The organism is Achromobacter deleyi, from assembly GCF_016127315.1.
In the GTDB taxonomy this organism is placed as follows: domain Bacteria; phylum Pseudomonadota; class Gammaproteobacteria; order Burkholderiales; family Burkholderiaceae_B; genus Achromobacter; species Achromobacter insuavis_A.
In genome coordinates this window covers 2443644-2467654 of record NZ_CP065997.1, presented here as the reverse complement: position 1 = coordinate 2467654, position 24011 = coordinate 2443644, and the positions used below count along the sequence as shown (strand labels likewise).

The 24011-nt window shown below is 68.7% G+C and carries 18 protein-coding genes; 7 read left to right on the top strand and 11 right to left on the bottom strand.

Features of this window, described 5'->3' with window-relative positions:
* The first annotated feature begins 91 nt into the window (after positions 1-91).
* Positions 92-1783 carry a gamma-glutamyltransferase family protein gene (locus tag I6I07_RS11085; RefSeq protein WP_232626036.1) on the top strand — a complete coding sequence of 564 codons (1692 nt, stop codon included), beginning with the start codon at positions 92-94 and terminating at the stop codon, positions 1781-1783.
* Positions 1784-1790: 7 nt separating this feature from the next.
* Here the strand turns inward: I6I07_RS11085 and I6I07_RS11080 are convergent, their stop codons facing one another.
* The 10 genes from I6I07_RS11080 to coq7 all read right to left on the bottom strand — a co-directional run bounded on the left by I6I07_RS11080 (position 1791) and on the right by coq7 (position 14723).
* Positions 1791-2924 (bottom strand): glycosyltransferase family 4 protein, encoded by a 1134-nt coding sequence (locus tag I6I07_RS11080; protein ID WP_198486665.1) that lies wholly within the window; start codon positions 2922-2924, stop codon positions 1791-1793.
* Positions 2921-4078: a glycosyltransferase family 4 protein gene (locus tag I6I07_RS11075; RefSeq protein ID WP_198486664.1), complete on the bottom strand. Its 1158-nt coding sequence runs from the start codon at positions 4076-4078 to the stop codon at positions 2921-2923. The genes I6I07_RS11080 and I6I07_RS11075 overlap by 4 nt, the downstream gene beginning before the upstream one ends.
* Positions 4075-5190 carry a glycosyltransferase family 4 protein gene (locus tag I6I07_RS11070; RefSeq protein ID WP_198486663.1) on the bottom strand — a complete coding sequence of 372 codons (1116 nt, stop codon included), beginning with the start codon at positions 5188-5190 and terminating at the stop codon, positions 4075-4077. The genes I6I07_RS11075 and I6I07_RS11070 overlap by 4 nt, the downstream gene beginning before the upstream one ends.
* A gap of 3 nt (positions 5191-5193) precedes the next feature.
* Entirely contained in the window at positions 5194-7125 is a 1932-nt protein-coding gene (asnB, locus tag I6I07_RS11065) for an asparagine synthase (glutamine-hydrolyzing) (protein ID WP_035359546.1), read from the bottom strand.
* Between the two features lie 44 nt (positions 7126-7169).
* The gene (locus I6I07_RS11060; RefSeq protein ID WP_198486662.1) at positions 7170-8315 is read right to left on the bottom strand and encodes a glycosyltransferase family 4 protein; all 1146 of its coding nucleotides are present in this window, start codon (positions 8313-8315) and stop codon (positions 7170-7172) included.
* Complete coding sequence (gene murJ / locus I6I07_RS11055; protein WP_198486661.1) at positions 8316-9665, bottom strand: murein biosynthesis integral membrane protein MurJ; 1350 nt, start codon at positions 9663-9665, stop codon at positions 8316-8318.
* A 1-nt stretch (position 9666) separates the two neighbouring features.
* Positions 9667-10692 (bottom strand): SDR family oxidoreductase, encoded by a 1026-nt coding sequence (locus I6I07_RS11050; protein ID WP_198486660.1) that lies wholly within the window; start codon positions 10690-10692, stop codon positions 9667-9669.
* A gap of 12 nt (positions 10693-10704) precedes the next feature.
* Positions 10705-11982, bottom strand: coding sequence for a Vi polysaccharide biosynthesis UDP-N-acetylglucosamine C-6 dehydrogenase TviB (gene tviB, locus I6I07_RS11045; RefSeq protein WP_198486659.1), 1278 nt, complete (start codon positions 11980-11982; stop codon positions 10705-10707).
* 96 nt (positions 11983-12078) lie between these two features.
* Complete coding sequence (locus tag I6I07_RS11040) at positions 12079-13182, bottom strand: MraY family glycosyltransferase (protein ID WP_006391403.1); 1104 nt, start codon at positions 13180-13182, stop codon at positions 12079-12081.
* 863 nt (positions 13183-14045) lie between these two features.
* Entirely contained in the window at positions 14046-14723 is a 678-nt protein-coding gene (gene coq7, locus I6I07_RS11035) for a 2-polyprenyl-3-methyl-6-methoxy-1,4-benzoquinone monooxygenase (RefSeq protein WP_198486658.1), read from the bottom strand.
* A 113-nt stretch (positions 14724-14836) separates the two neighbouring features.
* Between coq7 and I6I07_RS11030 the strand changes: the two genes are divergently transcribed.
* The 4 genes from I6I07_RS11030 to I6I07_RS11015 all read left to right on the top strand — a co-directional run bounded on the left by I6I07_RS11030 (position 14837) and on the right by I6I07_RS11015 (position 19329).
* Positions 14837-15280 carry an OsmC family protein gene (locus I6I07_RS11030; RefSeq protein WP_198486657.1) on the top strand — a complete coding sequence of 148 codons (444 nt, stop codon included), beginning with the start codon at positions 14837-14839 and terminating at the stop codon, positions 15278-15280.
* A gap of 47 nt (positions 15281-15327) precedes the next feature.
* Positions 15328-16299 carry a thymidylate synthase gene (locus tag I6I07_RS11025; protein ID WP_198486656.1) on the top strand — a complete coding sequence of 324 codons (972 nt, stop codon included), beginning with the start codon at positions 15328-15330 and terminating at the stop codon, positions 16297-16299.
* A gap of 399 nt (positions 16300-16698) precedes the next feature.
* A complete protein-coding gene (locus I6I07_RS11020) occupies positions 16699-18762 on the top strand; it encodes a putative bifunctional diguanylate cyclase/phosphodiesterase (protein WP_198486655.1) in 2064 nt (687 codons plus the stop codon).
* An 81-nt stretch (positions 18763-18843) separates the two neighbouring features.
* A complete protein-coding gene (locus I6I07_RS11015) occupies positions 18844-19329 on the top strand; it encodes a dihydrofolate reductase (RefSeq protein WP_054428987.1) in 486 nt (161 codons plus the stop codon).
* 103 nt (positions 19330-19432) lie between these two features.
* Here the strand turns inward: I6I07_RS11015 and I6I07_RS11010 are convergent, their stop codons facing one another.
* Positions 19433-20851 carry a PLP-dependent aminotransferase family protein gene (locus I6I07_RS11010; protein WP_198486654.1) on the bottom strand — a complete coding sequence of 473 codons (1419 nt, stop codon included), beginning with the start codon at positions 20849-20851 and terminating at the stop codon, positions 19433-19435.
* Positions 20852-21022: 171 nt separating this feature from the next.
* Between I6I07_RS11010 and I6I07_RS11005 the strand changes: the two genes are divergently transcribed.
* Together I6I07_RS11005 and I6I07_RS11000 are read left to right on the top strand one after the other, a co-directional pair.
* On the top strand, positions 21023-22348 hold the full coding sequence (locus I6I07_RS11005; RefSeq protein ID WP_198486653.1) for an aspartate aminotransferase family protein: 1326 nt from the start codon (positions 21023-21025) through the stop codon (positions 22346-22348).
* 96 nt (positions 22349-22444) lie between these two features.
* Positions 22445-23941 (top strand): CoA-acylating methylmalonate-semialdehyde dehydrogenase, encoded by a 1497-nt coding sequence (locus I6I07_RS11000; RefSeq protein WP_006391411.1) that lies wholly within the window; start codon positions 22445-22447, stop codon positions 23939-23941.
* Positions 23942-24011: the final 70 nt, after the last annotated feature.

The following is a 24011-nucleotide window of genomic DNA, read 5'->3' as shown; positions in this document are numbered from 1 at the left end:
CTGCAACGGCACGCCCGCCCGCGCCGGGGCCGCTATGGACAGGACGCCATGACGGGCGAATAATGGCCCGTCGTCCCACCCGGAGCGCCCCATGCCTACGCTAGCCCGCAGCACCGTACGGTTCCTGGCCGCCATCGCCTTGTGCGCGGCCGCCTCCGCCCAGGCCCAAGCTCAGACGCAGTCCCAGACACAAGCCGGCATCGTCGCCGCCGCCAATCCGCTGGCCGCTGCCGCCGGGCTCGACGCCCTCAAGCGCGGCGGCAGCGTGGTCGACGCCGCCATCGCCGTGCAGATGGTGCTGACCGTGGTCGAACCGCAATCGTCCGGCCTGGGCGGCGGTTCGTTGATGCTGGTGTGGGACCAGGGCAGCGCCACGCTGTCAGCCCTGGACGGCTTGGCCGCGGCCCCGGCACGCGCCACCGCCAGCCTGCGCACCGACGTCAACGGCGACACCCTGCCGCTCAAGGACGTGGCGCGCTACGGCCGCCCGGTGGGCGTGCCCGGCACGGTGCGCGTCATGGCGCTGGCGCACCAGCGCTACGGCAAGCTGCCGTGGGCCAGCCTGTTCCAGGCCGGCATCCGCAGCGCCGAAGACGGCTTCCCGATGTCGCCCTATCTGCACGACAGCCTGCAGCGGCTGCCGCAGCTGGCCGAGAATCCGGCGATCCGCAAGGTCTTCTACGACGCGCAGGGCCAGGTGCTGCCGGTCGGCGCCACTGTCCGCAATCCGCTGTTGGCCGATGCCCTACGCAAGGTCGCGGCCGATCCCGACGCCATCAACCAAGGCGCGCTCAGCGCCGACGTCCTCGCCGCCGTGGGCGCGGGCAAGTACCCCAGCCTGATCCAGGCGCAGGACCTGGCCGCCTATCGTCCGGCCGAACGCACGCCGATCTGCGGCCCCTTCCTGTCATGGAAGGTCTGCACCTTCCCGCCCCCCAGCTTCGGCGGCGTGTCCGTGCTGCAGCAGCTGGGCATGCTGGCCGCGCGCCGCATCGATACGCTGGCGCCCGGCTCGGCCGCGGCCGACCACCTGCTGATCGACACCGCCCGCATCGCCCGCGCCGACCGGCTGGCCTATATCGGCGATCCGGACCAGGTCAAGGCGCCGGTGCGCCAGCTGATCGCGCCCGACTACACGCGCGAACGCGCCGCGCTGCTGTCCGCCAAGGCCGTGACGCATCCGCGTCCCGGCGTGTTCGCGGGCGTGCCGGCGCCGGCCGGCGCCGAGGCGCCCGGCACCACCGAGACCAGCCAGGTCGCCATCGTCGACGCGCACGGCAATGCCCTGTCGATGACCACCACCATCAACCTGAACTTCGGCTCGTGGCTGATGCCGCACGGCTTCTTCCTGAACAACGCGCTGACCAATTTCTCGTCGGCGCATGGCAAGGGCGCGCCCAACGCCATGGCGCCCAACAAGCGGCCGGTCACGTCGATGGCGCCCACCATGGTGTTCGACCGCGACGGCAAGCTGGCGCTGGTCACCGGTTCGGCGGGCGGTGGCTACATCGTCGACTACATCGCCCAGGCCGTGGTCGGCACGCTGGCCTGGGGCCTGCGCCCGGCCGATGCGCTGGCGCTGCCGCACGTGGCGGGCAACACCGGCCGCAGCCAGGTCGAAAAGGGCCGCGTGCCGGCGGACGCCGCCGCACGGCTGGCCGCGCAGGGCCACAAGATCGAACAGGTGGAAATGAAAAGCGGCGCCGCCGCGATCCGCGTGACGCCGCAAGGGCTGGATGGCGCCGCCGACCCCCGGCGCGACGGCGCCGCGCTGGGCCACTGAGGCGGAATCAGGCGCTCAGCGTGTCGTACAGCTCGACGTGGATGCGGGCCACCCGCTCGATGTTGAATTCGCGCTCGGCCAAGGCGCGGCCGGCCGCTCCCATCGATTGGCGCAGCGCCGCGTCGTCCACGAGCCGGGCAATGGCGTCGGCCAGGGCCTGCGGGTCGCGCACCGGCACCAGCAGCCCGGTCCTGTCCGGGTCGATCGCGTCGCGGCAGCCCGGCACGTCGGTGGTCACCACCGCGCGGCCGCAGGCGGCCGCCTCGATCAGCGACTTGGGCAGGCCTTCACGATAGGACGGCAGCACGGCGATGTGCGACGCCGCATACAACTGTGGCACATCCGAGCGTTCGCCCAGCGCCTCGACGCAGCCTTCGCGCTGCCAGGCCTCGACCTCGGCGGGCGTGGCCGAGGTCGGGTTGCCGGCATCCACGCCGCCCACCAGCCGCATGGTCACGGGCACGCCGCGCGCGCGCAGCAGCCGCGCCGCCTCGACGAATTCCCACACGCCCTTGTCGCGCAGCAGCCGCGCCACCATGGTGGCCACCACCGGCGGCGCCGCTGGCTCGGGTAGCGCCTGGCACTGGTCCAGGTCGACACCGGCGCCGCGAATCAGCACCACCTGTTCGTCACGCACGGCGCCCAGCGACTTGAGCAGGTCGCGGTCGCTGGCGTTCTGGAAGATCACCCGGCTGTTGGGATGGCCCAGCGCCAGGCGATACAGGCGCGCCACCACCGAGCGCACCAGGCGCATCTTCAGGGTATTGGACAGGAACACGAAGCCCAGCCCGGAAATCGCGGCCACCATGCCCGGCACGCGCGCCAGGCGCGCGGCGATGCCGCCGTACAGCACGGGCTTGATGGTCACCAGGTGCACCACCTGCGGCCGCAGGCGCCGGAACAGGCGCAGCAACGCCAGCAGCGTGCCCAGCTCCTGCAACGGACGCTTGCCGCTGCGCGTCATCGGGATCACGTGATGGGTCATGCCCAGCGCGACGATGTCGGCGACGGCGGGGCCGTCCATCGTGGCCACGTGCACGTCGTAGCCGGCGCGCTGCGCGGCCTGCGCCACCGGCAGCCGGTGCGACATGAAGAATGCCGGGTTGTTGACCACGAACAGCAGACGACGGGCGGCGCTCATGCCGATGCTCCGGACAGACGGCGCCACACCGCGGCGTAGCTTTGCACCATGCGCGCCAGGTCGAAATTCTCAAGCACCCGCGCCCGGCCGGCCTCGCCGGCGCGGCCGCGGCCACGCGACGCCACCTCGCGCAGCGCGGTCTCGATGCCGCGCGCCAGCGCCTCGGGCTGCTCGGGCGGCACCACCACGCCGGTGTCGCCGATGATATAGGCGGCATCGCCCACGTCCGTCGCCACGCAATAGGCGCCGCAGGCCATGGCCTCGGCCACCACGTTGGGGAAGCCTTCGGCGCAGCTGGACAGCACGTGCAGGTCCAGTCCGTTCATCACGGCGGGCACGTCATCGCTGGGGCCGGCCAGCACCAGCCGTTCGCGCAGATCGAGCTTGTCGACCAGCGCCATCAATTCAGGGTTGTCCGCGGTCATGCCGCGCCCCACCAGCACGCAGCGCAGGCCGCCGTCGCGGCCGTCGCGCACCAGCGCCGCCACCGCGCGCAACAGATTGGCGTGATCCTTCAACGGGTCCCAGCGCGCCACGCAGCCGATCACCGGCACGTCGCCGGCCAGGCCCCACTGGCCGCGCACCCGATCCCGCGCGGCCGCGTCGGGCGCGTAGCGCGACAGGTCGTAGCCGTTGGCGATCACCACCATGCGATCGCGGCGATAGCCCTTGGCCGCATGCCGTTCGGCCGCGTCCTGCGCGGCGCAGACGATGGCGCCGGGCAGCACGCCCGACAGCAGCGCGCAGGCGCGCAGCACCATGCGGGCCGAGCGGCTGCTGCGCTCGAGATGGGCGCCGGAATTGCGGATGCCCCAGGCAATGGCGCGCACGCCCGCCAGGCGCGCCGCCAGGCCGCCGATCAGGTCGGCGTGGTACATCCAGGTCTGCACGGCGTCGGGGCGGGCAGCGGCGATCAGTCGACGCAAGGCCAGGAAGCCGCCCAGCGTGATGCGGCCGCGCGGCATGTCCAGCGTATGCACCGTCACGCCGGCGGCGCGCAGCCGCTCGCCGTAGACGCCCTCGTCGGTCAGCGACACGACGATGTGCTCGACCGCCTGCCCCGGATAGGTGGACAGGCGCCACAGCACGGATTCGGCGCCGCCCTGCCCCAGGCCGGCGATCACATGCACCACGCGCAAGGTCGCCGCGCTCATCGGCCTTCCCTCACGGCTTCGAACAATTCGTCCCATTCCGTCAGCACGCTGGCCAGCGCATAGCGCTGGCGCACCGCCGCGGCGCCGCGTTGGCCGAATTGCCGGCGCAACGCCACGTCGCCGAGCAGGCGGCGCAGCGACTCGCGCAGCGCGTCGCGGTCGCCCGCGGGCACCAGCAGCGCGTCCTGGCCATCACGCGTCATTTCGCGCGGGCCGCTGGGGCAGTCGAATGCGGCGCAGGGCAGGCCCAGCGCCATCGCTTCCAGCAGCACATTGGGAAAGCCCTCGACCAGCGAACTGAGCACGAAGGCCTGGCCTTGCGCCAGTTCATCCCAGGGCGTCTCGGTGCGGCCCGGCAGGCTGATCCGCGCCTGCAGGCCCAGGCGCGCGACCTGTTCCTCCAGCGCGCCGCGCTCGGGGCCTTCGCCCCAGATGCGCAGGTTCCAGTCGGGAAAGTCCGGCGCCAGTTGCGCGAACACGTCGATCAGCAGGTCGAACTGCTTGTCGGTCACCAGCCGCCCCATCGCCAGCAGCGTGCGCGGCGCGCCGTCCTCATACTGCGGCACCAGCGGCGCGTCCAGCAGCGGCGCGGGCAAGGGGTTCGGGATCACGGCCAGACGCTTGATGCCCGGCACCTGGCGCGAGAACGGGCCGGCCGTGTCGGCCGCCTGCACCGTCACCATGTCGGCGTGCGGATACAGCAGCCGGCGCAACCGGCGCCAGACCGTGCTGGTGGTGGTTTCGGCGACCGGGTTGGTGCGCTCGCAGACGATCAGCGGCGCGCGCAGGCCGCGAGTGGCCAGGATGGCGGCCACGTTGACGTTGGTCAGGAACGACACGACCACGTCCGGCGCGGTGTCGCGGATGTGGCGGCGCAGCGTCAGCAGGCGCTTGAACGCGGCCATCGGCCCCGACACGCGGGTACCCGCCAGGTCCGCCAACCAATCCAGCTTGACCTTGTCCGACAGCGGGTAGAAGCAGGTGCCCTTGGACGAATAGGTCGGCGTCAGGGTGACGTCGTCACCGCGTTCGGCCCACGCATTGACCAGCGTGGCGGCCACGCGCTCGGCGCCGCCGGCATGCATGGAACTGACCAGCATCAGTATTTTCATTCGTCAGCGACTCCCAACCGATCCTCCCTGTTCGCCACCGGCGCGGTAGCGGTCCAGCCAGGCCTGCATCATCAGCACGCCCCACAGATGGCTATCCCAATTGCGGTGCCCGGACACATGCTCGCGCCACTTGCGCAGGATTGGCTCGGGTTCGAACCAGCCTTCCTGGCGCAGGCGCGCCGGATCCAGCAACGCCTCGGCCCAGTCGCGCAAGGGTCCGCGCAGCCAGGACGCCAGCGGCACGGCGAAGCCGCGCTTGGGGCGGTCGACCAGCGCCTGCGGCACATGGCGGTACAGCACCTGGCGCAACAGCCACTTGCCGGTGGCGCCGCGCACCTTGTACTGGTGCGGCAGGCTCCAGGCGAATTCGTAGACACGATGGTCGATCAGCGGCACGCGGGTCTCCAGGCTCACCGCCATGGCGGCGCGGTCCACCTTCACCAGGATGTCGTCCGGCAGGTAGGTCACCGTGTCCAGCTTCATCATGGATTCGAAGGTCGAGCCGCGCATCGCCTGCGCGAACTCGGACACCGGTTCCACGCCGCCCTTGACCACGCGGGCCGGGTCCGACCAGTACGACACGAACAGGCGGTAGAAATCGCCGCGGCTGTCGGCGCGCAGCAACTCGCCCAGCTTGCCGACCTTGCCGCGCCAGGCGCCACGTCCCGGCAGGTGGGTCGAGGCGCTGAGCAGCGCGCCGGCCGGCGTGCGCAGCAGCGACGGCACGCGCTCGAACTTCTGCCACCAGTTGTTGACGCGGAAATAGCGCGAATAACCGCCGAACAGTTCATCGCCGCCATCGCCGGACAAGGCCACGGTGACGTGCTGGCGCGCCATGCGCGTCACCAGCGAGGTCGGGATCTGCGACGAATCGGCGAACGGTTCGTCGTACATGTCGGCCAGCCCCGGCACCACCGCCAGCGCGTCGTCGGCGGTCACGTACAGCTCGGTGTGGTCGGTGCCCAGGTGCATGGCCACCGCCTTGGCGTGCTGCGCCTCGTCGTAGCCTTTTTCATGGAAGCCGATGGCGAAGGTGCGCACCGGCTGCGAGCTCTGCGACTGCATCAGCGAGACGATGGTGGACGAGTCGATGCCACCCGACAGGAAGGCGCCCAGGCTGACGTCGGACAGCATCTGGCCGCCCACGGCCTTGGACAGCACGCCTTCGAGCGCGTCGGTCGCCTGCGCGTCGGAATCGAACGACAGCAGCGATTGCGCCGCGGTGTCGGCGGCTTCGCGCGCCGACCAGTACACGCGCGGCTCCGGCATGCGGCGGCTGCGGGTGTCGTCGGCGGTGAATTCGATCCAGGTGCCCGGCGGCAGCTTGGCGATGCCTTCGTAGATGGATTGCGGCGCCGGAATGTAGTTGTGCCGCATGAACGACGCCAGCGCATTGCGGTTCAGGTTGCGGCCGAACCCGGGGATCGGCATCAGGCCCTTGAGCTCGGAGGCGAACACCAGCTCGGCGCCCGAGTAGCCGTAGTACAGCGGTTTTTCGCCCATGCGGTCGCGCGCCAGCACCAGCTTGCGCGAGGCGCGGTCCCACAGCGCGATGGCGAACATGCCGACCGAGGCCTGCAACGTGGCCTCGATGCCCAGCGCGGTGAAGCCCGCCAGCAGCGTCTCGGTATCGGAATGGCCGCGCCAGGACGGCGCCAGGCCCGATGCCTCGAGCTGCTGGCGCATGTCCATGTGGTTGTAGATCTCGCCGTTGAACACCATCACATAGCGGCCGCAGGCGGACACCATCGGCTGATGCCCGGCTTCGGTCAGGTCCTGGATCGCCAGGCGCACGTGCGCCAGCGCCAGCTCGGCGCCGGTGTCTTCCCAGAAACCGTTGCTGTCCGGCCCGCGGTGGCGGATGCGGCGGCAGCTTTCCGCCAGCACTTGCGCCTTGTCACCCAGGGGGCCCCAAATTCCGACAATTCCACACATGATTTCAGGTTCTCGTGGTCACCGCAGCAACGGGGTGGCGCGGCCTAGCGGCCCGATGCGCGCACACCGTCAAAAAGTTCTTTCCATTGGCCCAGCACCCGCTCGGCGGAGAAACGCTCGCGCACCGCCGTGGCCGCTTCGGCCATGCGCTGGCGCAGGGCCGCGTCGCCCATCACCGCATCCAGTTCGCGGCACAGCGCGTCGACGTCGCCATTGGGCCGCACCAGCACGCCGTCGACCCCTTCGCGCACGATCTCGCGCGGCCCGGTATCGCAATCGAACGCCACCGCGGCCAGGCCGCTGGCCATCGATTCCAGCAGCGTATTGGACAACCCCTCGAAGCGCGACGTCAGCACGTACAGGTCGGCGCTCTGGTACCAATCGCCCACGTTGCCCGCGCGTCCCGGCAGGCTGACGCGATCCTGCAGGCCGGCCTCGCGCAGCTGCGCTTCCAGCGCGCGGCGCTCGTCGCCCTCGCCCAGGATAACCAGATCCCAGTCCGGATGCGACGGCGCCAGCCGGGCATAGGCCTGCAACAGCAGGTCGAAGCCCTTGTCCGCATGCAGCCGCCCCACCGCCAGCAGGCGCTTGCGGCCGTCGCCCGACGGCGGCGCCAGCATCGGCTCGCCCTTGGGCAGCGGCCAGTGCACCGGATTGGGGATCACCGCCAGCCGCGAACCCGGCACATGCTGCTCGATCCATTGCGCGGTGCCGCGGGTCAGGGCCACCACGCGCGCGGCGCGCGGATAGGTCAGGCGGCGCAGCCGCTGCCAGAAGCCCGACAGGGTCTGCGACGGCGGATGGGTGTGTTCGGTGGCGACGACCCGGCACGACAGGCCGGTGCACGCCAGCACCGACAGCACCGACGCCGTGGTCATCATGCCCAGCACGATGTCGGGGCGGAACGCCTTGATCACGCGCCGCAGCGCGCGCACGCGCTGCACATTGCTCCAGATGCCGCGCAGGCCGCCGCCCTCGCCCGCCGTGTGCAGCACCTCGCGCCGCACCTTGGGATGCAGGGCGTAGACGTCGCCGCCGGCGCTCGCCTGCGTCACCACCATGACCTCGCGGCCCATGTCGGCCCAATGCGCGCTCAGGTCGGCGGCGACCCGTTCGGCGCCGCCGCCGTGCAGCGAATGGATGAACAGCAGCACGCGCAACGGGCGGCCGGAGTCGGGAACGGCGGGCATTCAGGCGGCCTCTTTGGGTTCGGCGCGGCGCAGGGCCACCACCAGATAGCAGGCATAGGACAGCACGTACATCAGGCTGGTGGCCAGCATGATGCCCGCGGCGCCCATCTTCGGCGCCAGCACCGTATTGAGCGCGGCTTTCAACGCGAAATTGCCGACCGCGATGGCGGCCATGATGCGGTAGCGGTTCTGGCTGGCCAGCAACTGCACCAGGATCAGCACGCCGAAATAGAACGGCAGCTGCAACAGGCCCCAGCGCAGCACGTGCGCCACGGCCTCGGTATTCTCGGCGGTGAAGGCGCCGCGCTGGAACAGCACCGACACGCCCCACGGCGCCAGCACCCAGCCCACGGCCACCGCGACGGCGCCGGCCGCCACCATCAGCACCGACCATTTCAATGCCATGCCGCGCGCGCGCGCGCTGTCGCCGCGCGCCTGCACGTCGGCCAGCACCGGCAGCGCCGCGCGGCCGACCGAGACCGCGCCGATGCCCAGCAGCAGCGACAGCAGCCGGCTGGCGTAGCCCAGCGTGGCGTTGGCGTTGGCGCCCAGGTTGGCGGCGGCGTATTGGTCCAGCGGGCCGACAAAGCTCATGGCCACCTGGCCGATCAGCATCACGCCCGCGGCGCTCATCAATTCGGGCCAGTGCGGCGATCGCAAAGTCAGTTTCGGCGCGCCCCAGAAACCGCCGTCGGCACGCGCGGCCAGCCAGGCCAGCCAAACGGTCTGGATCGCGTAGCCCACCAACGTGCCCCACAGCAGCGGACCGACGCTCTCGGCGCTGGCCGCCAGCATCACCCACGCCAGCGTCGCCACCGCCGGCACGCTGTCCAGCAGCGTATTGACGTGGCGCTCGTGCGAACGCAGCCGCGCGGCGCTGATGCCGGCGACCAGCAACAGGGCCGCGACCGGCGCGAAGGCCAGCAGCAGTTCGCCCGTCATCTCGCCGACCCGGGCGGACAGTCCCTGGCCCAGCGCGCCCAGCACCTTGGGCCAGGCGAACCAGGTCAAGGCGGCCAGCGCGATGCCCGCGGCCGCCACCCAACCCTGCAGTTCACGGATGAATTGTTCGCGTTCGGCGTCCTCGGCGCGGCGCAGCCGCACCAACACCGGAATCAGCACCACCGACAGCACGCCCACGATCGTGACCGGCAGCCAGGTGGCCATGGTCATCGTGAACTGATAGGCGTCCACGGCGTCGCTGACGCCGTAGCGGTACGCTACCGCCATCTCTTTGACGGCGCCGGCGGCCTTGCCCAGCAGCAGAAACACCGCCACCCGGAACGCACCTTTGAAAATGCGTTGGTGGTCCGGGTGGATGCTGCCGAGTTTGCGGATGAGTGCTTTCAAATCAACGCAGGAATTGCGTGTACCAGGGCATCGCCACTTCCAGGCCCTGCAGCACGGTGTGCGTGGGCTCGTAGCCCAGCAGGCGGCCGGCCTTGCTGACGTCCGCCTGCGAATGGCGCACATCGCCCGCGCGGAAATCGGCGTAGACCGGCTGCTTGCCGTAGTTCACGCCCTGGTTGCCCAGCGCCTTCACGAGGAAACCGAACAGCTGGTTCAGCGTGCTGCGGCCGCTGACGGCCACGTTGTAGACCTGGTTGCGGCCTTCGGCGGGCGCCGTCGCGGCCAGGATGTTGGCCTGCACCGCGTTCTCGACGAAGCAGAAGTCGCGGCTGGTCTCGCCGTCGCCGTTGATGGTGACGTCCTCGCCCTGGATCATCGCGGCGGTCCACTTGGGAATGACCGCGGCATAGGCGCCGTTGGGATCCTGGCGCTTGCCGAACACGTTGAAATAGCGCAGGCCGACGGTCTCGAAGCCGTAGGAACGCGCGAACACGTCGGCGTACAGCTCGTTGACGAACTTGGTGACGGCGTAGGGCGACAGCGGCTTGCCGATGTTCTCCTCGACCTTCGGCAGGGCCGGATGATCACCGTAGGTCGAACTGGACGCCGCATAGACGAACGACTTGACCTCGGCGTCGCGCGCGGCGACCAGCATGTTCAGGAAGCCGCCGATGTTCACCTCGTTGGTGGTGATCGGGTCTTTCAATGAACGCGGCACCGAACCCAGCGCCGCCTGGTGCAGCACGAAGTCCACGCCCTGAACCGCTCGACGGCAAGCCTCGAGATCACGGATATCACCCTCGATGAAGGTCAGCCGCGCCCATTGCTCGGGCGTGACCGAGGCCTGCACCTCGTCCAGGTTGCGCTGGTGCCCGGTGGCGAAGTTGTCCAGGCCGGTGACGGTCTGGTTCAGCTTCAGCAGGGTCTCCAGCAGATTGGAGCCAATGAAGCCGGCGCAGCCGGTCACCAGCCACTTGCGCGGCGCGGCCGCGAGTTCCCGGGTGACGGATTCAAAGCGTGTGGTCATGCGACGTCCTCCTTACAGGCGCAGATCGGATTCGGCGGGCGACAACACGTACTTCAGGTCATAAAGAATGTGTTCCGGCTTGCCCAGCTTGCGGATGCCTTCGACGCCCAGATCCTTGAACTGGTGGTGAGCCACCGCCAGGATCACGGCGTCGTACTTGCCCTCTTCGGGCTTGGCGACCGGCGTGATGCCGTATTCGTGCACGGCTTCCTCGGGCTCGACCCACGGGTCGTACACGTCGACGTCGACGTTGTAGTCGCCCAGTTCCTTGACGATGTCGACGATGCGGGTGTTGCGCAGGTCGGGGCAGTTTTCCTTGAAGGTCAGGCCCATCACCAGCACGCGCGCGCCCTGCACGTGGATGCGGCGCTTGGTCATGGCCTTGACCAGCTGCGACACCACGTAGCCGCCCATCGAGTCGTTCAGGCGGCGGCCCGCCAGGATGATCTCGGGGTGGTAGCCGATCGACTGCGCCTTGTGCGTCAGGTAGTACGGGTCCACGCCGATGCAGTGGCCGCCGACCAGGCCCGGACGGAACGGCAGGAAGTTCCACTTGGTGCCGGCGGCCTGCAGCACGGCTTCGGTGTCGATGCCCATCTTGTTGAAGATCAGGGCCAGTTCGTTGATCAGCGCGATGTTGACGTCGCGCTGGGTGTTCTCGATCACCTTGGCGGCCTCGGCCACGCGGATGCTGGAGGCCTTGTGGGTGCCGGCGGTGATGATCTGCTTGTAGAGCTGGTCCACCAGCTCGGCCACGTCGGGCGTCGAGCCGGAGGTGACCTTCTTGATGGTGCTGACGCGGTGTTCCTTGTCGCCCGGGTTGATGCGCTCGGGGCTGTAGCCGGCGTAGAAGTCGACGTTGAACTTCAGGCCCGACACGCGTTCCAGCACCGGCACGCAGTCTTCCTCGGTGGCGCCGGGATAGACGGTCGATTCGTAGATGACGATGTCGCCGCGCTTGAGCACCGAACCGATGGTTTCGCTGGCCTTGACCAGCGGCGTCAGGTCGGGTTGCTTGTACTCGTCGATCGGCGTGGGCACGGTGACGATGAAGACGTTGGCCTGGCCGAGTTCGGCGCGGTCGGCGGTATAGGACAGTTGCTTGGCTTCAGCCAGTTCGATGTCGCTGACTTCCAGCGTGTGGTCGTGACCAGCCTTCAGGGCGTCGATCCGGCGCGTATTGATATCGAAGCCGATGACCGAGCGCTTCTTGCCGAATTCCACTGCCAGCGGCAGGCCGACATAGCCCAGGCCGACGACCGCGAGTTTCACATCCTGAATACGCAACATAACTCTCCCTTCACCGTAACGCGATTACGGCATTTAAATATGGTCGGGGTGATGGATAACCGAGCCCCCGGCGGCGATCACCGGGGCGCTCAACACTTAATCGGCTCGCAGGACGGACGGCAACAGCAGCCACCCCGGACGGCGCCACGACACCAGTCGCGCGTACAGCCAGATATAGACGCTGGCGAACACCACCAGGCTGGCGCTGAGCGCCCAGGCGTTGTCCCACCAGATGGTGGCGGGCACCAGGCCGATCAGGGCCAGCACCCACATGTATGGCGACGCCAGGGCGTTGCACAGCGCCGGCACCGCATGGCGACGGCCGCGGCTGAAGGTCACGCGCACCAGGCGGCGGAACACCAGCTGGTGCAGGTGCAAGGCATCCGGCTGGTCCACCGGCACGCCGCGCTTGAAGCGGCGGCGCCAGATGGAAAAGCCGGTTTCGAAGACGGGGTAGAACAACACCGCCAGCGCGTAGAACGGCGACACCGAGGGGTTGCGCACCACCAGCAGCACCGCCAGCTCGGCCAGCATGAAGCCCAGGAAATACGCGCCGCCATCGCCCAGGAAGACGCGGCCGAACGGGAAGTTCCAGACCAGGAAGCCCAGCGTGGCCGAAGCCAGCGCCGCCGCCACCAGGAAGATCGGCACGTCGCCCACCTGCAGCGCCACCAGGCTGATGGACACGGCCATCAGCGTCGCGACCATGCCGGCCAGGCCATTCATGCCATCGACGATGTTCAGGGCGTGGGTACAGCCACCGACCGCGAACATGGTGAAGATCAGGGAGACGGGCCAGTACGACAGGACGTAATCCACCGGGGCCATGCCGACGCGGCTGACGCCGCCCAGCAGCCACCAGGCGATCGCGGCCGACGCGAAGGCCGCCAGCAGGCGCTTGCTGGCGCCGATGTCCTTGGTGATGTCTTCGAGCAGGCCGGCCACGAACACGGGCAGCGCCGACACGAACAGCGCCGGCCACAGCCAGGTCAGGGTCATGTTTTCGGGCCCGAGCACCAAGAGGCCCATGAGCGTGCCCGCCAGCACGGCCAGTCCGCCCACGCGAGGCGTGGCGCGCGAATGGTTCGCTTGCGGTTTGTTGAGATCGCTGTCGCCGGTGAAGGCGCCATGCCAGCGCTCCGACGCCACGATGAGTCCCCCCACCATGAACGCGACCACGCATATGTACAGCCAGGTCACAGGGTCACCTCTGGTTGGTCTATCGAGACAGGCCGGCCATTATCGGCGGCAGGTGTAACGCCCATATATGGGAGGGATAAGGAAGTGCAAATCACCGGGACAGAACGTAACGTCCGCAACCCCGGCCTGGACACGTGCGGGGATCCCCGTTTGGCGGGAGATGCTGCAACGCGGCCGGCGGCGCGCGGAAATACGGATTTCATGCAGTAATTGTAGAGCTTTCCGCCTCTGTACATGCGAAATATCCAAGGGAAAACGCGGAGCACGCCAGGGCATGATCGTGCCCCTTCCGCCCCTGCCTCGTCCGGCGTTGACGGCCGGGTATCCAGCATAAATGGGGACGCATTATTTTGACTTAAAAAAAAGCCCGAGATCGTGAGATCTCGGGCTAAATCCACCAAAGGAGGAGGGTGGAGGAGACAACCGTGGCATGTTGGGAGCCGCTTTCGCTCGCTGCGCTGTCGGGGTTCAGTGTTGCTTGGGTTTTGCTTTTGAACCGCGCCGACTGCGTTTCAACATCCGATGAGATGCATAGTATCGGGTTTTTTTGTGCGATGCAAGAATTTTTTTAGGCCCAACGCACCGCAGCATTTCGCGTTGCATTTTTGCCGCAATCCCTGCGGCCACCGCCCGCAAAGCCGCATGTAGCAATGACCTGCAAAAACGGAGGGTTATTGCCGAAGGGGTAAACCCCTTGCGGACTTACCCTAGCTGGTTCCGGGTATTCCCGCCCTATTCCTTGCACCGGAAAGGTGCATGCGGCACCAATATGCTGCAATTTTTGCGCATTGCAACATTTTCATGCCCCATGGGCAGGCATGCCGGGGCTGGCCACCGCCCGCCCCCGACGCCGGGCCCCGCGGTCAGACCCAGTAAGCGGTCGTCGTCATGACCTTGGACATCGCCCGCATCGCGGCCTTGACCGGACCGGGTAGCGGCACGCCACCGGCGGCCTCGGCGCTGGCGCGGTGCTGCGCTTCGTCTTCCTTCATCTTCCGCACGATCTGGCGCGAGCGGGCGTCCTGCTCGGGCAGGGTGCGCAGGTGCCCTTCCAGGTGCGCCTCGACCTGCTTTTCGGTTTCGGCCATGAAGCCCAGGTTGCGCGGCGCGCCCGCATAGCCGGCCAGCAGGCCCAGCGCGAACGAGCCCGCATACCAGACCGGGTTGAGCAGGCTGGGACGGCTGCCCAGCTCGGTCAGGCGCTGGTTGCACCACACCAGGTGGTCGACCTCCTCGCCGGCGGCCTCGAGCAACAGGGCGCGCGGGCCGGGTTCGCGGCACACCGCCGCCTGCCCGCGGTACAGCGCCTGGGCGCAGACTTCGCCCACGTGGTTGACCCGCATCAGTCCGGCCGCGTGGCGCTTTTCCTGCGCCGACAGGGTGTCCGGCGCCTCTTCGGCCGTGGCCGGATTGGCGCGGCCGGCGCTGGCGTTGCCGGACAGCACGCGCAGCGCCCGGTCGGCTTCCGCCAACAGCGCATCCAGCGGATTCGAGCGGCGCAGGAAGGCGGCGGGACCGGATTGGGACAAGGTGGGGGACATGGACGGCTCCTGGATTGGCCGCACACCCCTGATGCGGGGCGGGGCTCTCAAGCGGAATTGTACGCAACGGGTATCATCAGCCATTGACTGCGCTCAAGCACAAGGACTGACAAATGGAATGCACGATCGACTGGGGCGGCCCCAACGGCATGCTCTTCACCGCCAGCACCGGCAGCGGCCACGTGGCCGTGATGGACGGCGCGGTGGACGGCGGCGGCCACAACCTGGCGCCCCGTCCCATGGAAATGCTGCTGGCCGGCACCGGCGGCTGCACCGCCTATGACGTCGTGCTGATCCTCAAGCGCGGCCGCCACGCCGTCACCGGCTGCAGCGTCAAGCTGCAGGCCGACCGCGCCGATGTCGACCCCAAGGTGTTCACGCGCATCCATTTCGCCTTCACGGTCACCGGCCGCAACCTGCCGCGCGCCGCGGTCGAGCGCGCGGTGCAGCTGTCGCACGAGAAATACTGCTCGGCGTCCGCCATGCTCGAAAAGACCGCCGAAATGACCTTCTCGGTGGATATCATCGACACCCAGGAAGCTCCCGCGGCGGCCTGACGCGGCCCGTCGCCGACGCCACCTAAGCCTTTTCTGATTCTGTACCCATGAAACAATACCTGGACCTCGTTCAATCCATCCTCGACACCGGCGCGTGGCAGGAGAATCGGACGGGAATACGCACGCTGAGCATGCCGGGCGCGTCACTGCGCTTCGACCTGCAGCAGGGCTTTCCGGCCGTGACCACCAAGAAGCTGGCCTTCAAGTCCGCCATCGGCGAGATGGTCGGCTTCCTGCGCGGCGTGCGCAACGCGGCGCAGTTCCGCGAACTGGGTTGCAAGGTCTGGGACCAGAACGCCAACGAAAACGCCCAGTGGCTGGCCAATCCCTACCGCGAGGGCCCGGACGACCTGGGCCCGGTCTACGGCGTGCAATGGCGCCAGTGGCCGGCGTACAAGCTGCTGGACGCGAACCGCGCCGGCCAGGTCGACGATGCCCTGGCGCGCGGCTACACCAAGGTGGCCGACCTGCAGGACGGCGGCGTCTCCAAGGTGCTGCTCTATAAAGCGGTCAACCAGTTGCGCCAATGCCTGGATACCATCCACGAGCGTCCGGGCGACCGCCGCATCCTGTTCCACGGCTGGAACTGGGCGCAGATCGAGGAAATGGCGCTGCCGCCCTGCCACCTGCTCTATCAATTCCTGCCGAACGCCACCACCCGCGAAATCTCGCTGTGCCTGTACATCCGTTCCAACGATGTCGGGCTGGGCACGCCGTTCAACCTGACCGAGGGCGCGGCGCTGCTGCACCTGGTGGGCCGGCTGACCGGCTACAAGCCGCGCTGGTTCACCTATTTCATCGGCGACGCGCATATCTACGAGAACCACCTGCCGATGCTGCGCGAGCAACTGACCCGCACGCCGCACGAGGCGCCCCGGCTGGTGCTGTCGGATCGCATCCCCGATTTCGCCCAGACCGGCCGCTACGAGCCGGAATGGCTGGAAAAGGTCGAGCCGGGCGATTTCTCGCTGGAGGGCTACACTCACCACGCCCCGCTGACGGCGCCCATGGCGGTCTGAGGCCGGCGAGCGGCATTGCACACCGGCGCCCGGGCCGGCCGCCCAGGCGCCGGGAGCGCCCCTCTCGCGCAGGTGAAGATTGGTGAGCTTCTGGAGGCGCGTTTTCGGTATAACCCATCCCTTAGCCTCGGACGCGCGGCCATCAAGCCCTGCGCGCCTTGGTTTCTGAACGGCCCATGTCGCGCCGTGCCTGCCACTCGCCGCGTAGCCGGGCAAGCCGCCCGACCTCGCCGACCGCCTGCAGTGCAGCGCCGCACCCCCCATCCAGACTAGTGAGTACGTAAATCGCCAGCGTCGACAGCAGGATCCTCTTGCGGCTCGTTTGCAACTGTTGACTACTAATTGATTTGAATTGAGGCCGGCGCGGCGGCTGTATGCGCTCAGGACAGGACCCCAAAAATGCTCGTTGGAACATATAACCCTTCGCTCGTCCTCGTATCCCTAGGGGTCGCCATCCTGGCGTCATACACGGCGCTGGGTATGGCCAACCGCGTCAGGGCGGCGAACGGACTGCCGGCGGCGCGTTACTGGCTGGGCGGCGGCGCGCTCGCCATGGGCATCGGCATCTGGTCCATGCACTTCGTCGGCATGCTGGCGTTCAACCTGCCGATCCCGATGGGCTACGACCTGCCGCTGACGGTGCTGTCGCTGGCCATCGCCATCGGCTGCTCGGCCTTCGCGCTGTGGATCGTCTGCAAGGACGACCTGCCCTGGCGCCGGCTGATCGTGGGCGCGCTGCTGATGGGCGCGGGCATCGCCGCCATGCACTACATCGGCATGGCCGCCATGCGCATGATGCCGGGCATCGTCTACGACCCGTTCTGGTTCGCGCTGTCCATCGTGATCGCGGTGGCGGCCTCGGGCGCCGCCCTCTGGATCACCTACCGCCTGCGCCATGACGGCCCGCGGGTGGCGTTGTCGCGGCCGCTGGCGGCCGTGGTGATGGGGCTGGCGATCGTCGGCATGCACTACACCGGCATGGAAGCCGCGGGCTTCCCCGCCGGCAGCATCTGCATGGCGGCGGACGGCGGCATCTCGGCCGGCTGGCTGGCCATCGCCGTCACCGCCGTGACCCTGAGCGTACTGGCCATCGCCCTGGTGGTGGCGGTGCTGGACAACCGCCTCGAGGCCCGCACCTCGGCGCTGGCCTCGTCGCTGGCCGAGGCCAACGAAGAACTGGTGCAACTGGCGCTGCACGACACGCTGACCAAGCTGCCCAACCGCATCCTGCTGGAAGACCGGCTGGAGCAGGCGATCGAGAGCGCCAGCCGCCGCAAGGGCTACTTCGCGGTGCTGTTCTTCGACCTGGACGGTTTCAAGGCGGTCAACGACGCCTACGGCCACCATACCGGCGACGCCCTGCTGATCGACCTGGCCCAGCGCATCCGCCAAACGCTGCGCACCCACGACACCGTGGCGCGGCTCGGCGGCGACGAATTCATCGTGCTCAGCGAAGTGGTGGAACCGACCGACGCCGCCAACGTGGCGGACCGCCTGATCGAGGCCATTGCCCGCCCCGTCATGGTGTACGGCCACGAAGTGCTGGTGACCTCCAGCGTCGGCATCGCCATCTACCCCAACGACGGCGAGGACACCCACGCCCTGCTGACCAACGCCGACGCCGCGATGTACCACGCCAAGCGCCTGGGCGGCACCGGCTACAGCTTCTTCGAGCCGTCGATGAACGCCGACGCGCACGAGCAGATCGAGCTGCTGCACGACCTGCGCCTGGCGCAGGAACGCGACCAGTTCGTGCTGCACTACCAGCCCAAGTACGAAGCGCCCGCCGGCCCCATCATGGGCGCCGAGGCGCTGTTGCGCTGGAATCACCCGACCCGCGGCCTGGTGGGTCCGGACCAGTTCATCCCCACGGCGGAAAAGACCGGGCTGATCCTGTCGATCGGCGAATGGGTCATCAACGAAGCCTGCCGCCAGATGCGCGAGTGGATCAACGCCGGACAGGGCCACTGGACCATCGCCGTCAATATCTCGGCGCTGCAGTTCGCCCATTCCGGCCTGGTCGAGACCGTGCGCAGCGCACTGGCGCGCCACGACGTGCCGCCCGCCTGCCTGACGCTGGAAGTGACCGAATCGACCGCGATGCGCGACGCCGAGGCCAGCCTGACGGTGCTCAAGCGCCTGTCGGGGCTGGGCGTGACCATCTCGATCGACGATTTCGGCACCGGTTACTCCAGCCTGCTGTACCTGAAGCGCCTGCCCGCCACCGAGCTGAAGATCGACCGCGGCTTCGTCAACCAGCTGGACAACGACAACGAGGACGCCGCCATCATCTCGGCCATCGTCGCGCTGGCGCAGCAGTTGAACCTGCGCATCGTGGCCGAAGGCGTGGAAACCACCGCGCAGCAGAAATTCCTGACCGGCCTGGGCTGCGATTCACTGCAGGGCTTCCTGCTGGGCAAGCCGATGCCGGCCGACGAATTCCTGGAACACGCCTCCAGCTGAAACGGCGCGGGCCAGATTTGCTACGCTTGGGGTCTTCCCGCCGGCCACGCCGGCTCCCCTTGCCTGAGCGCCCCCGCCCGCATGTCCGCCCGCCTGACCCTGATCGTCGCCTATTCCACCAACCGCGCCATTGGCCGCGACAACGCCCTGCCCTGGAAACTGCCGGGCGACCTGGCGCACTTCAAGCGCAGCACCCTGGGCCATCCCATCGTCATGGGCCGCAAGACCTGGGACTCGCTGGGCCGCCCCCTGCCCGGCCGCGCCAATATCGTCATCAGCCGCAATCCCGCCTTCGAGGCCGCGGGCGCCACCGTGGTGCCGACGCTGGAAGCCGCCATCGCCGCCTGCGGCGACAGCGCCGAGGCCTTCGTCATCGGCGGCGCGCAGATCTACACGCAAGCGCTGGCGCTGGCCAGCCGCATCCTGGCCACCGAAGTCCACGCCGAGGTCGAGGGCGACGCCTTCTTCCCGCTGCTGCCCGGCTTCCAGTGGCGCGAAACCGCGCGCGAGGCGCAGCCCGAGGAAAACGGCTACCGCTACGACTTCGTGACGTACGAACGCGCCTGAACCCGCGCCATGAATCGGGCGCCGGCCGCCCTGGATGCCGGCGGCGCCCGGCCTGGCGGCCGATTACCGGCCTGTGCGAAGCGCCTTTCAGTGTGAACAGGCCCTAGGCCGCGCCCTCGTTGCGCATGAAGCGCCACAACGCCGGCGCTTCCGAATACGCCACGTTGAAACGCACCCACGGCGTGTCGGCCTCGTCGGCCTCGAAGTACGACCCCGGCGCCAGCCAGATGCCGTCCTTCAGCGCCAGCCCGGCCAGGCCGTTGGCGCCGCGCTCGCGCCACTGGCCGGCTACCTTGGCCCACAGGAACAGGCCCGCCTGCGGCCGCGCATAGATCTCGAAACCGTGCTGCGCCATCAGCCCCGCCACCGTCGCGTGGGCCTGGGCCAGCCGTTCGCGGGTGCGTTCGATGTGCGCCCGGTAGCGGCCCTCGCGGATCACCTGGTGCACGATGCGTTCCATGATCTCCGGCGAGGTCAGCCCCACCGCCATCTTGGTGCGGGCGATGTCGCGCGCCAGGTCGCGGTGCGCCACCACGTAGCCGACCCGCACCGACGGGCTGATGACCTTGGAATAACCGCCCAGGTAGACCACCCGGCGGCCGCCATCGAGCGCCGCCAGCATGGGCGTGACGCCGGGCGCCAGTTCGCGCGAGATGTCGTCCTCGACCACCCACAGCCCGTGGCGCTCGGCCAGTTGCAGGATGCGGAAGGCGTTGGCCATGCTGATGCTGGCGCCCGACGGGTTCTGCAGGGCGGTGTTGACGAACAGCGCGCGCGGCCGGTGCTGCGACGCGGCCTGCTCCAGCGCCTCGCAATCGAGCCCGTCCAGCGTGCGCGCCACCGGCACCACCCGCAGCCCGGCCAGGCGCAGCATCTGCAGCAGGTTGGCGTAGGCCGGCTGCTCGACCAGCACGGTATCGCCCGGACGCAGCAGCGTGCGGATCACCATGTCGAGCCCGTGCGTCACTCCCTGGGTCAGCAGCACCTGCGACACCTCGACTTCCATGCCCTGGGCGCTGAGCGTGGCGGCGATGGTCTCGCGCAGCGGCGCGTAACCATAGGGATGGCCGTAGTTGGCGATGCGCATGGCCGGCACCCGGCCCATGTGGCGCAGCGCCATGTGCAGCCCCTCTTCATTGAGCCACTCGCCCGGCAGCCAGCCGCAGCCGGATTTGATGGGGATGGAGTGGTCGGCAAAGATATCCGACAGCAGCCAGGCCGCGTTCAGCCGCGGCGGCTCCCAGGACTGCGGCTCGCCGCGGCGCGGCGGCGCGTCGGGCGAGGCCACCCGGTAGCCGGCGCCCGGACGCGCCGCCAGCCAGCCCAGCGACACCAGCCGGCTGTAGGCGCTGGCCACGGTGAAGGTGCTGACCTGGTATTGGCGCGCGAAGTCGCGCACCGAGGGTAGGGACATACCCGGACGCAGCTCCTGCGCCTCGATGGCGCGCAACACGGCCGCCACCACCTGGTCCACCAGGGTCGGCGCCTGGCCGCGGGCACGCACGGGCTTGAAGTCGATCACGGCGCTACGCTAACTGTACAGTTGTCATGCTTGCAACTATACAGTTAGCCCGGTTTGCGCGGATTGTATATTTTCATTCCTCGCCGGACGTACCAGAATCAATCGCATCCCGCCGGCCGCCCGCCCGAAACGCGCGCAGGCTCCGGCGCTTGTCCTTCCCCTGGAGCCACCATGAACGCCCCCGCCGAGTTGCCCGACCTGTCCCATCTCTGGATGCCTTTCACCGCCAACAAGCAGTTCAAGGCGCATCCCCGCATGCTGGCGTCGGCCAAGGGCATGTACTACACCTCGGCCGACGGCCGCCAGGTGCTGGACGGCACCGCCGGCCTGTGGTGCGTCAACGCCGGCCACGGCCGCCAGGAGATCGTCGAGGCGATCTCGCGCCAGGCCGGCATCATGGACTACGCCCCCGGCTTCCAGCTCGGCCACCCGCTGGCCTTCGAGGCCGCCACCGCGGTCGCCAGCTTCATGCCGCAGGGCCTGGACCGCGTGTTCTTCACCAACTCGGGTTCGGAGTCGGTCGACACCGCCCTGAAGATCGCCCTGGCCTACCACCGCGCCCGCGGCGAAGGCCAGCGCACCCGCCTGATCGGCCGCGAGCGCGGCTACCACGGCGTGGGCTTCGGCGGCATCTCGGTCGGCGGCATCTCGACCAACCGCAAGACCTTCTCCGGCGCGCTGCTGCCCGCCGTGGACCACCTGCCCCACACCCACAACCTGGAACACAACGCCTATTCCAAGGGCCAGCCGGCCTGGGGCGCGCAACTGGCCGACGAACTCGAACGCATCGTCGCGCTGCACGACGCCTCGACCATCGCGGCGGTGATCGTCGAACCGATGGCCGGCTCGACCGGCGTGCTGATCCCGCCCAAGGGCTACCTGGAAAAGCTGCGCGAGATCACCTCCAAGCACGGCATCCTGCTGATCTTCGACGAAGTCATCACCGCCTACGGCCGCCTCGGCGCCGCCACCGCGTCGGAATTCTTCGGCGTGACGCCGGACCTGATCGCCATGGCCAAGGGCGTCAGCAACGCCGCCGTGCCCGCGGGCGCGGTCGCGGTGCGCCGCGAGGTGCATGACGCCATCGTCAACGGCCCGGCCGGCGGCATCGAGTTCTTCCACGGCTACACCTATTCGGCCCACCCGCTGGCGGCCGCCGCCATCCTGGCGACGCTGGACATCTACCGCCGCGAAGACCTGTTCGGCCGCGCCCGCAAACTGTCCGGCGCCTTCGAGCAGGCCGCCCACAGCCTGAAGGGCGCGCCGCACGTGATCGATGTGCGCAACCTGGGCCTGGTGGCCGGCGTCGAGCTGGCGCCGCGCGCCGGCGCGCCAGGCGCGCGCGCCGCCGAAGTGTTCCAGAAGTGCTTCGACAGCGGCCTGATGGTGCGCTACACCGGCGACATCATCGCCGTCTCGCCCCCGCTGATCATCGACGAGGCCCAGATCGGCCAGATCTTCGAGCAGATCGGCAAGGTGCTCAAGGAAATCGCGTAACTCCCGCGCGGCGCAGGCGCCGCGCATCGCACACAATGGCGGGCGGCCCCGGGCCGCCCTCCGGCGTTTTCAAAGAACCCTGCCCCGAGCTTTCCCATGAAGAAGAACCTCTCCCACTACATCAACGGCCAGCCCTACGATGGCCGCAGCAACCGCTACGCGGATGGCTTCAACCCGGCCACGGGCGAGATCATCACGTCCGTGCCGCTGGCCTCCACCGATGAGGTGGCGCTGGCCGTGGCGTCCGCCAAGGCCGCCTTTCCGGCCTGGTCGGAAACCCCCGCGCTCAAGCGCGCCCGCGTGCTGTTCAACTTCAAGGCGCTGCTGGACAAGCACCAGGACGAACTGGCCGAGCTGATCACGCGCGAGCACGGCAAGGTGTTCTCGGACGCCAAGGGCGAAGTGATGCGCGGCATCGAGATCGTCGAATTCGCCTGCGGCATTCCGCATCTGTTCAAGGGCCAGTATTCCGACCAGATCGGCGGCGGCATCGACAACTGGAGCATGCGCCAGGCCCTGGGCGTGGTGGCCGGCATCACGCCGTTCAACTTCCCGATGATGGTGCCGTGCTGGATGTTCCCGGTGGCCATCGCCTGCGGCAACACCTTCGTGCTCAAGCCGTCCGAACGCGATCCCTCGGCCTCGCTGCGCCTGGCCGAGCTGCTGACCGAAGCCGGCCTGCCGCCGGGCGTGTTCAACGTGGTGCACGGCGACAAGCAGGCGGTGGACGCGCTGATCGCGCACCCCGACGTCGAGGCCCTGTCGTTCGTCGGCTCGACCCCGATCGCCGAATACATCTACGCCGAAGGCACGCGCCGCGGCAAGCGCGTGCAGGCCCTGGGCGGCGCCAAGAACCACCTGGTGGTGATGCCCGACGCCGACCTCGACCAGGTCACCGACGCGCTGATGGGCGCGGCCTACGGCTCGGCCGGCGAGCGCTGCATGGCGATCTCGGTGGCCGTGGCGGTGGGCGACGTGGCCGACAAGGTGATCGAACGCCTGGTCCCGCGCGTCAAGGCGCTGGTGGTCAAGGATGGCATGCAGGGCGACGCCGAAATGGGCCCGCTGGTCACGGCGCAGCACCGCAACAAGGTCATCGGCTACATCGAGGACGGCATCGCCGCCGGCGCCGAGATGGTGGTCGACGGCCGCGGCCTGAAGGTGCCGGGCGCGGAAAAGGGCTTCTTCCTGGGCGGCACGCTGTTCGACAAGGTCAAGCCCACGATGAACATCTACCGCGAAGAGATCTTCGGACCGGTGCTGTGCGTGGTGCGCGTGCCCGACTTCGCCGCCGCCGTCGAACTGATCAACGCCCATGAATTCGGCAACGGCGTGGCCTGCTTCACGTCCGATGGCGGCGTGGCGCGCGCCTTCGCCCGCCAGATCAAGGTGGGCATGGTCGGCATCAACGTGCCGATCCCGGTGCCGATGGCCTGGCACTCGTTCGGCGGCTGGAAGCGCTCGCTGTTCGGCGACCACCACGCCTACGGCGAGGAAGGCATCCGCTTCTACTCGCGCTACAAGAGCGTGATGCAGCGCTGGCCGGACAGCATCGCCAAGGGCGCGGAATTCACCATGCCGGTGGCCAAGTAATCATGTAGACGCTCTCACCGCCCCGAGCCGCAAAGCGGCCGGGGTTTTGCCGAAAGACACACAACAAGGG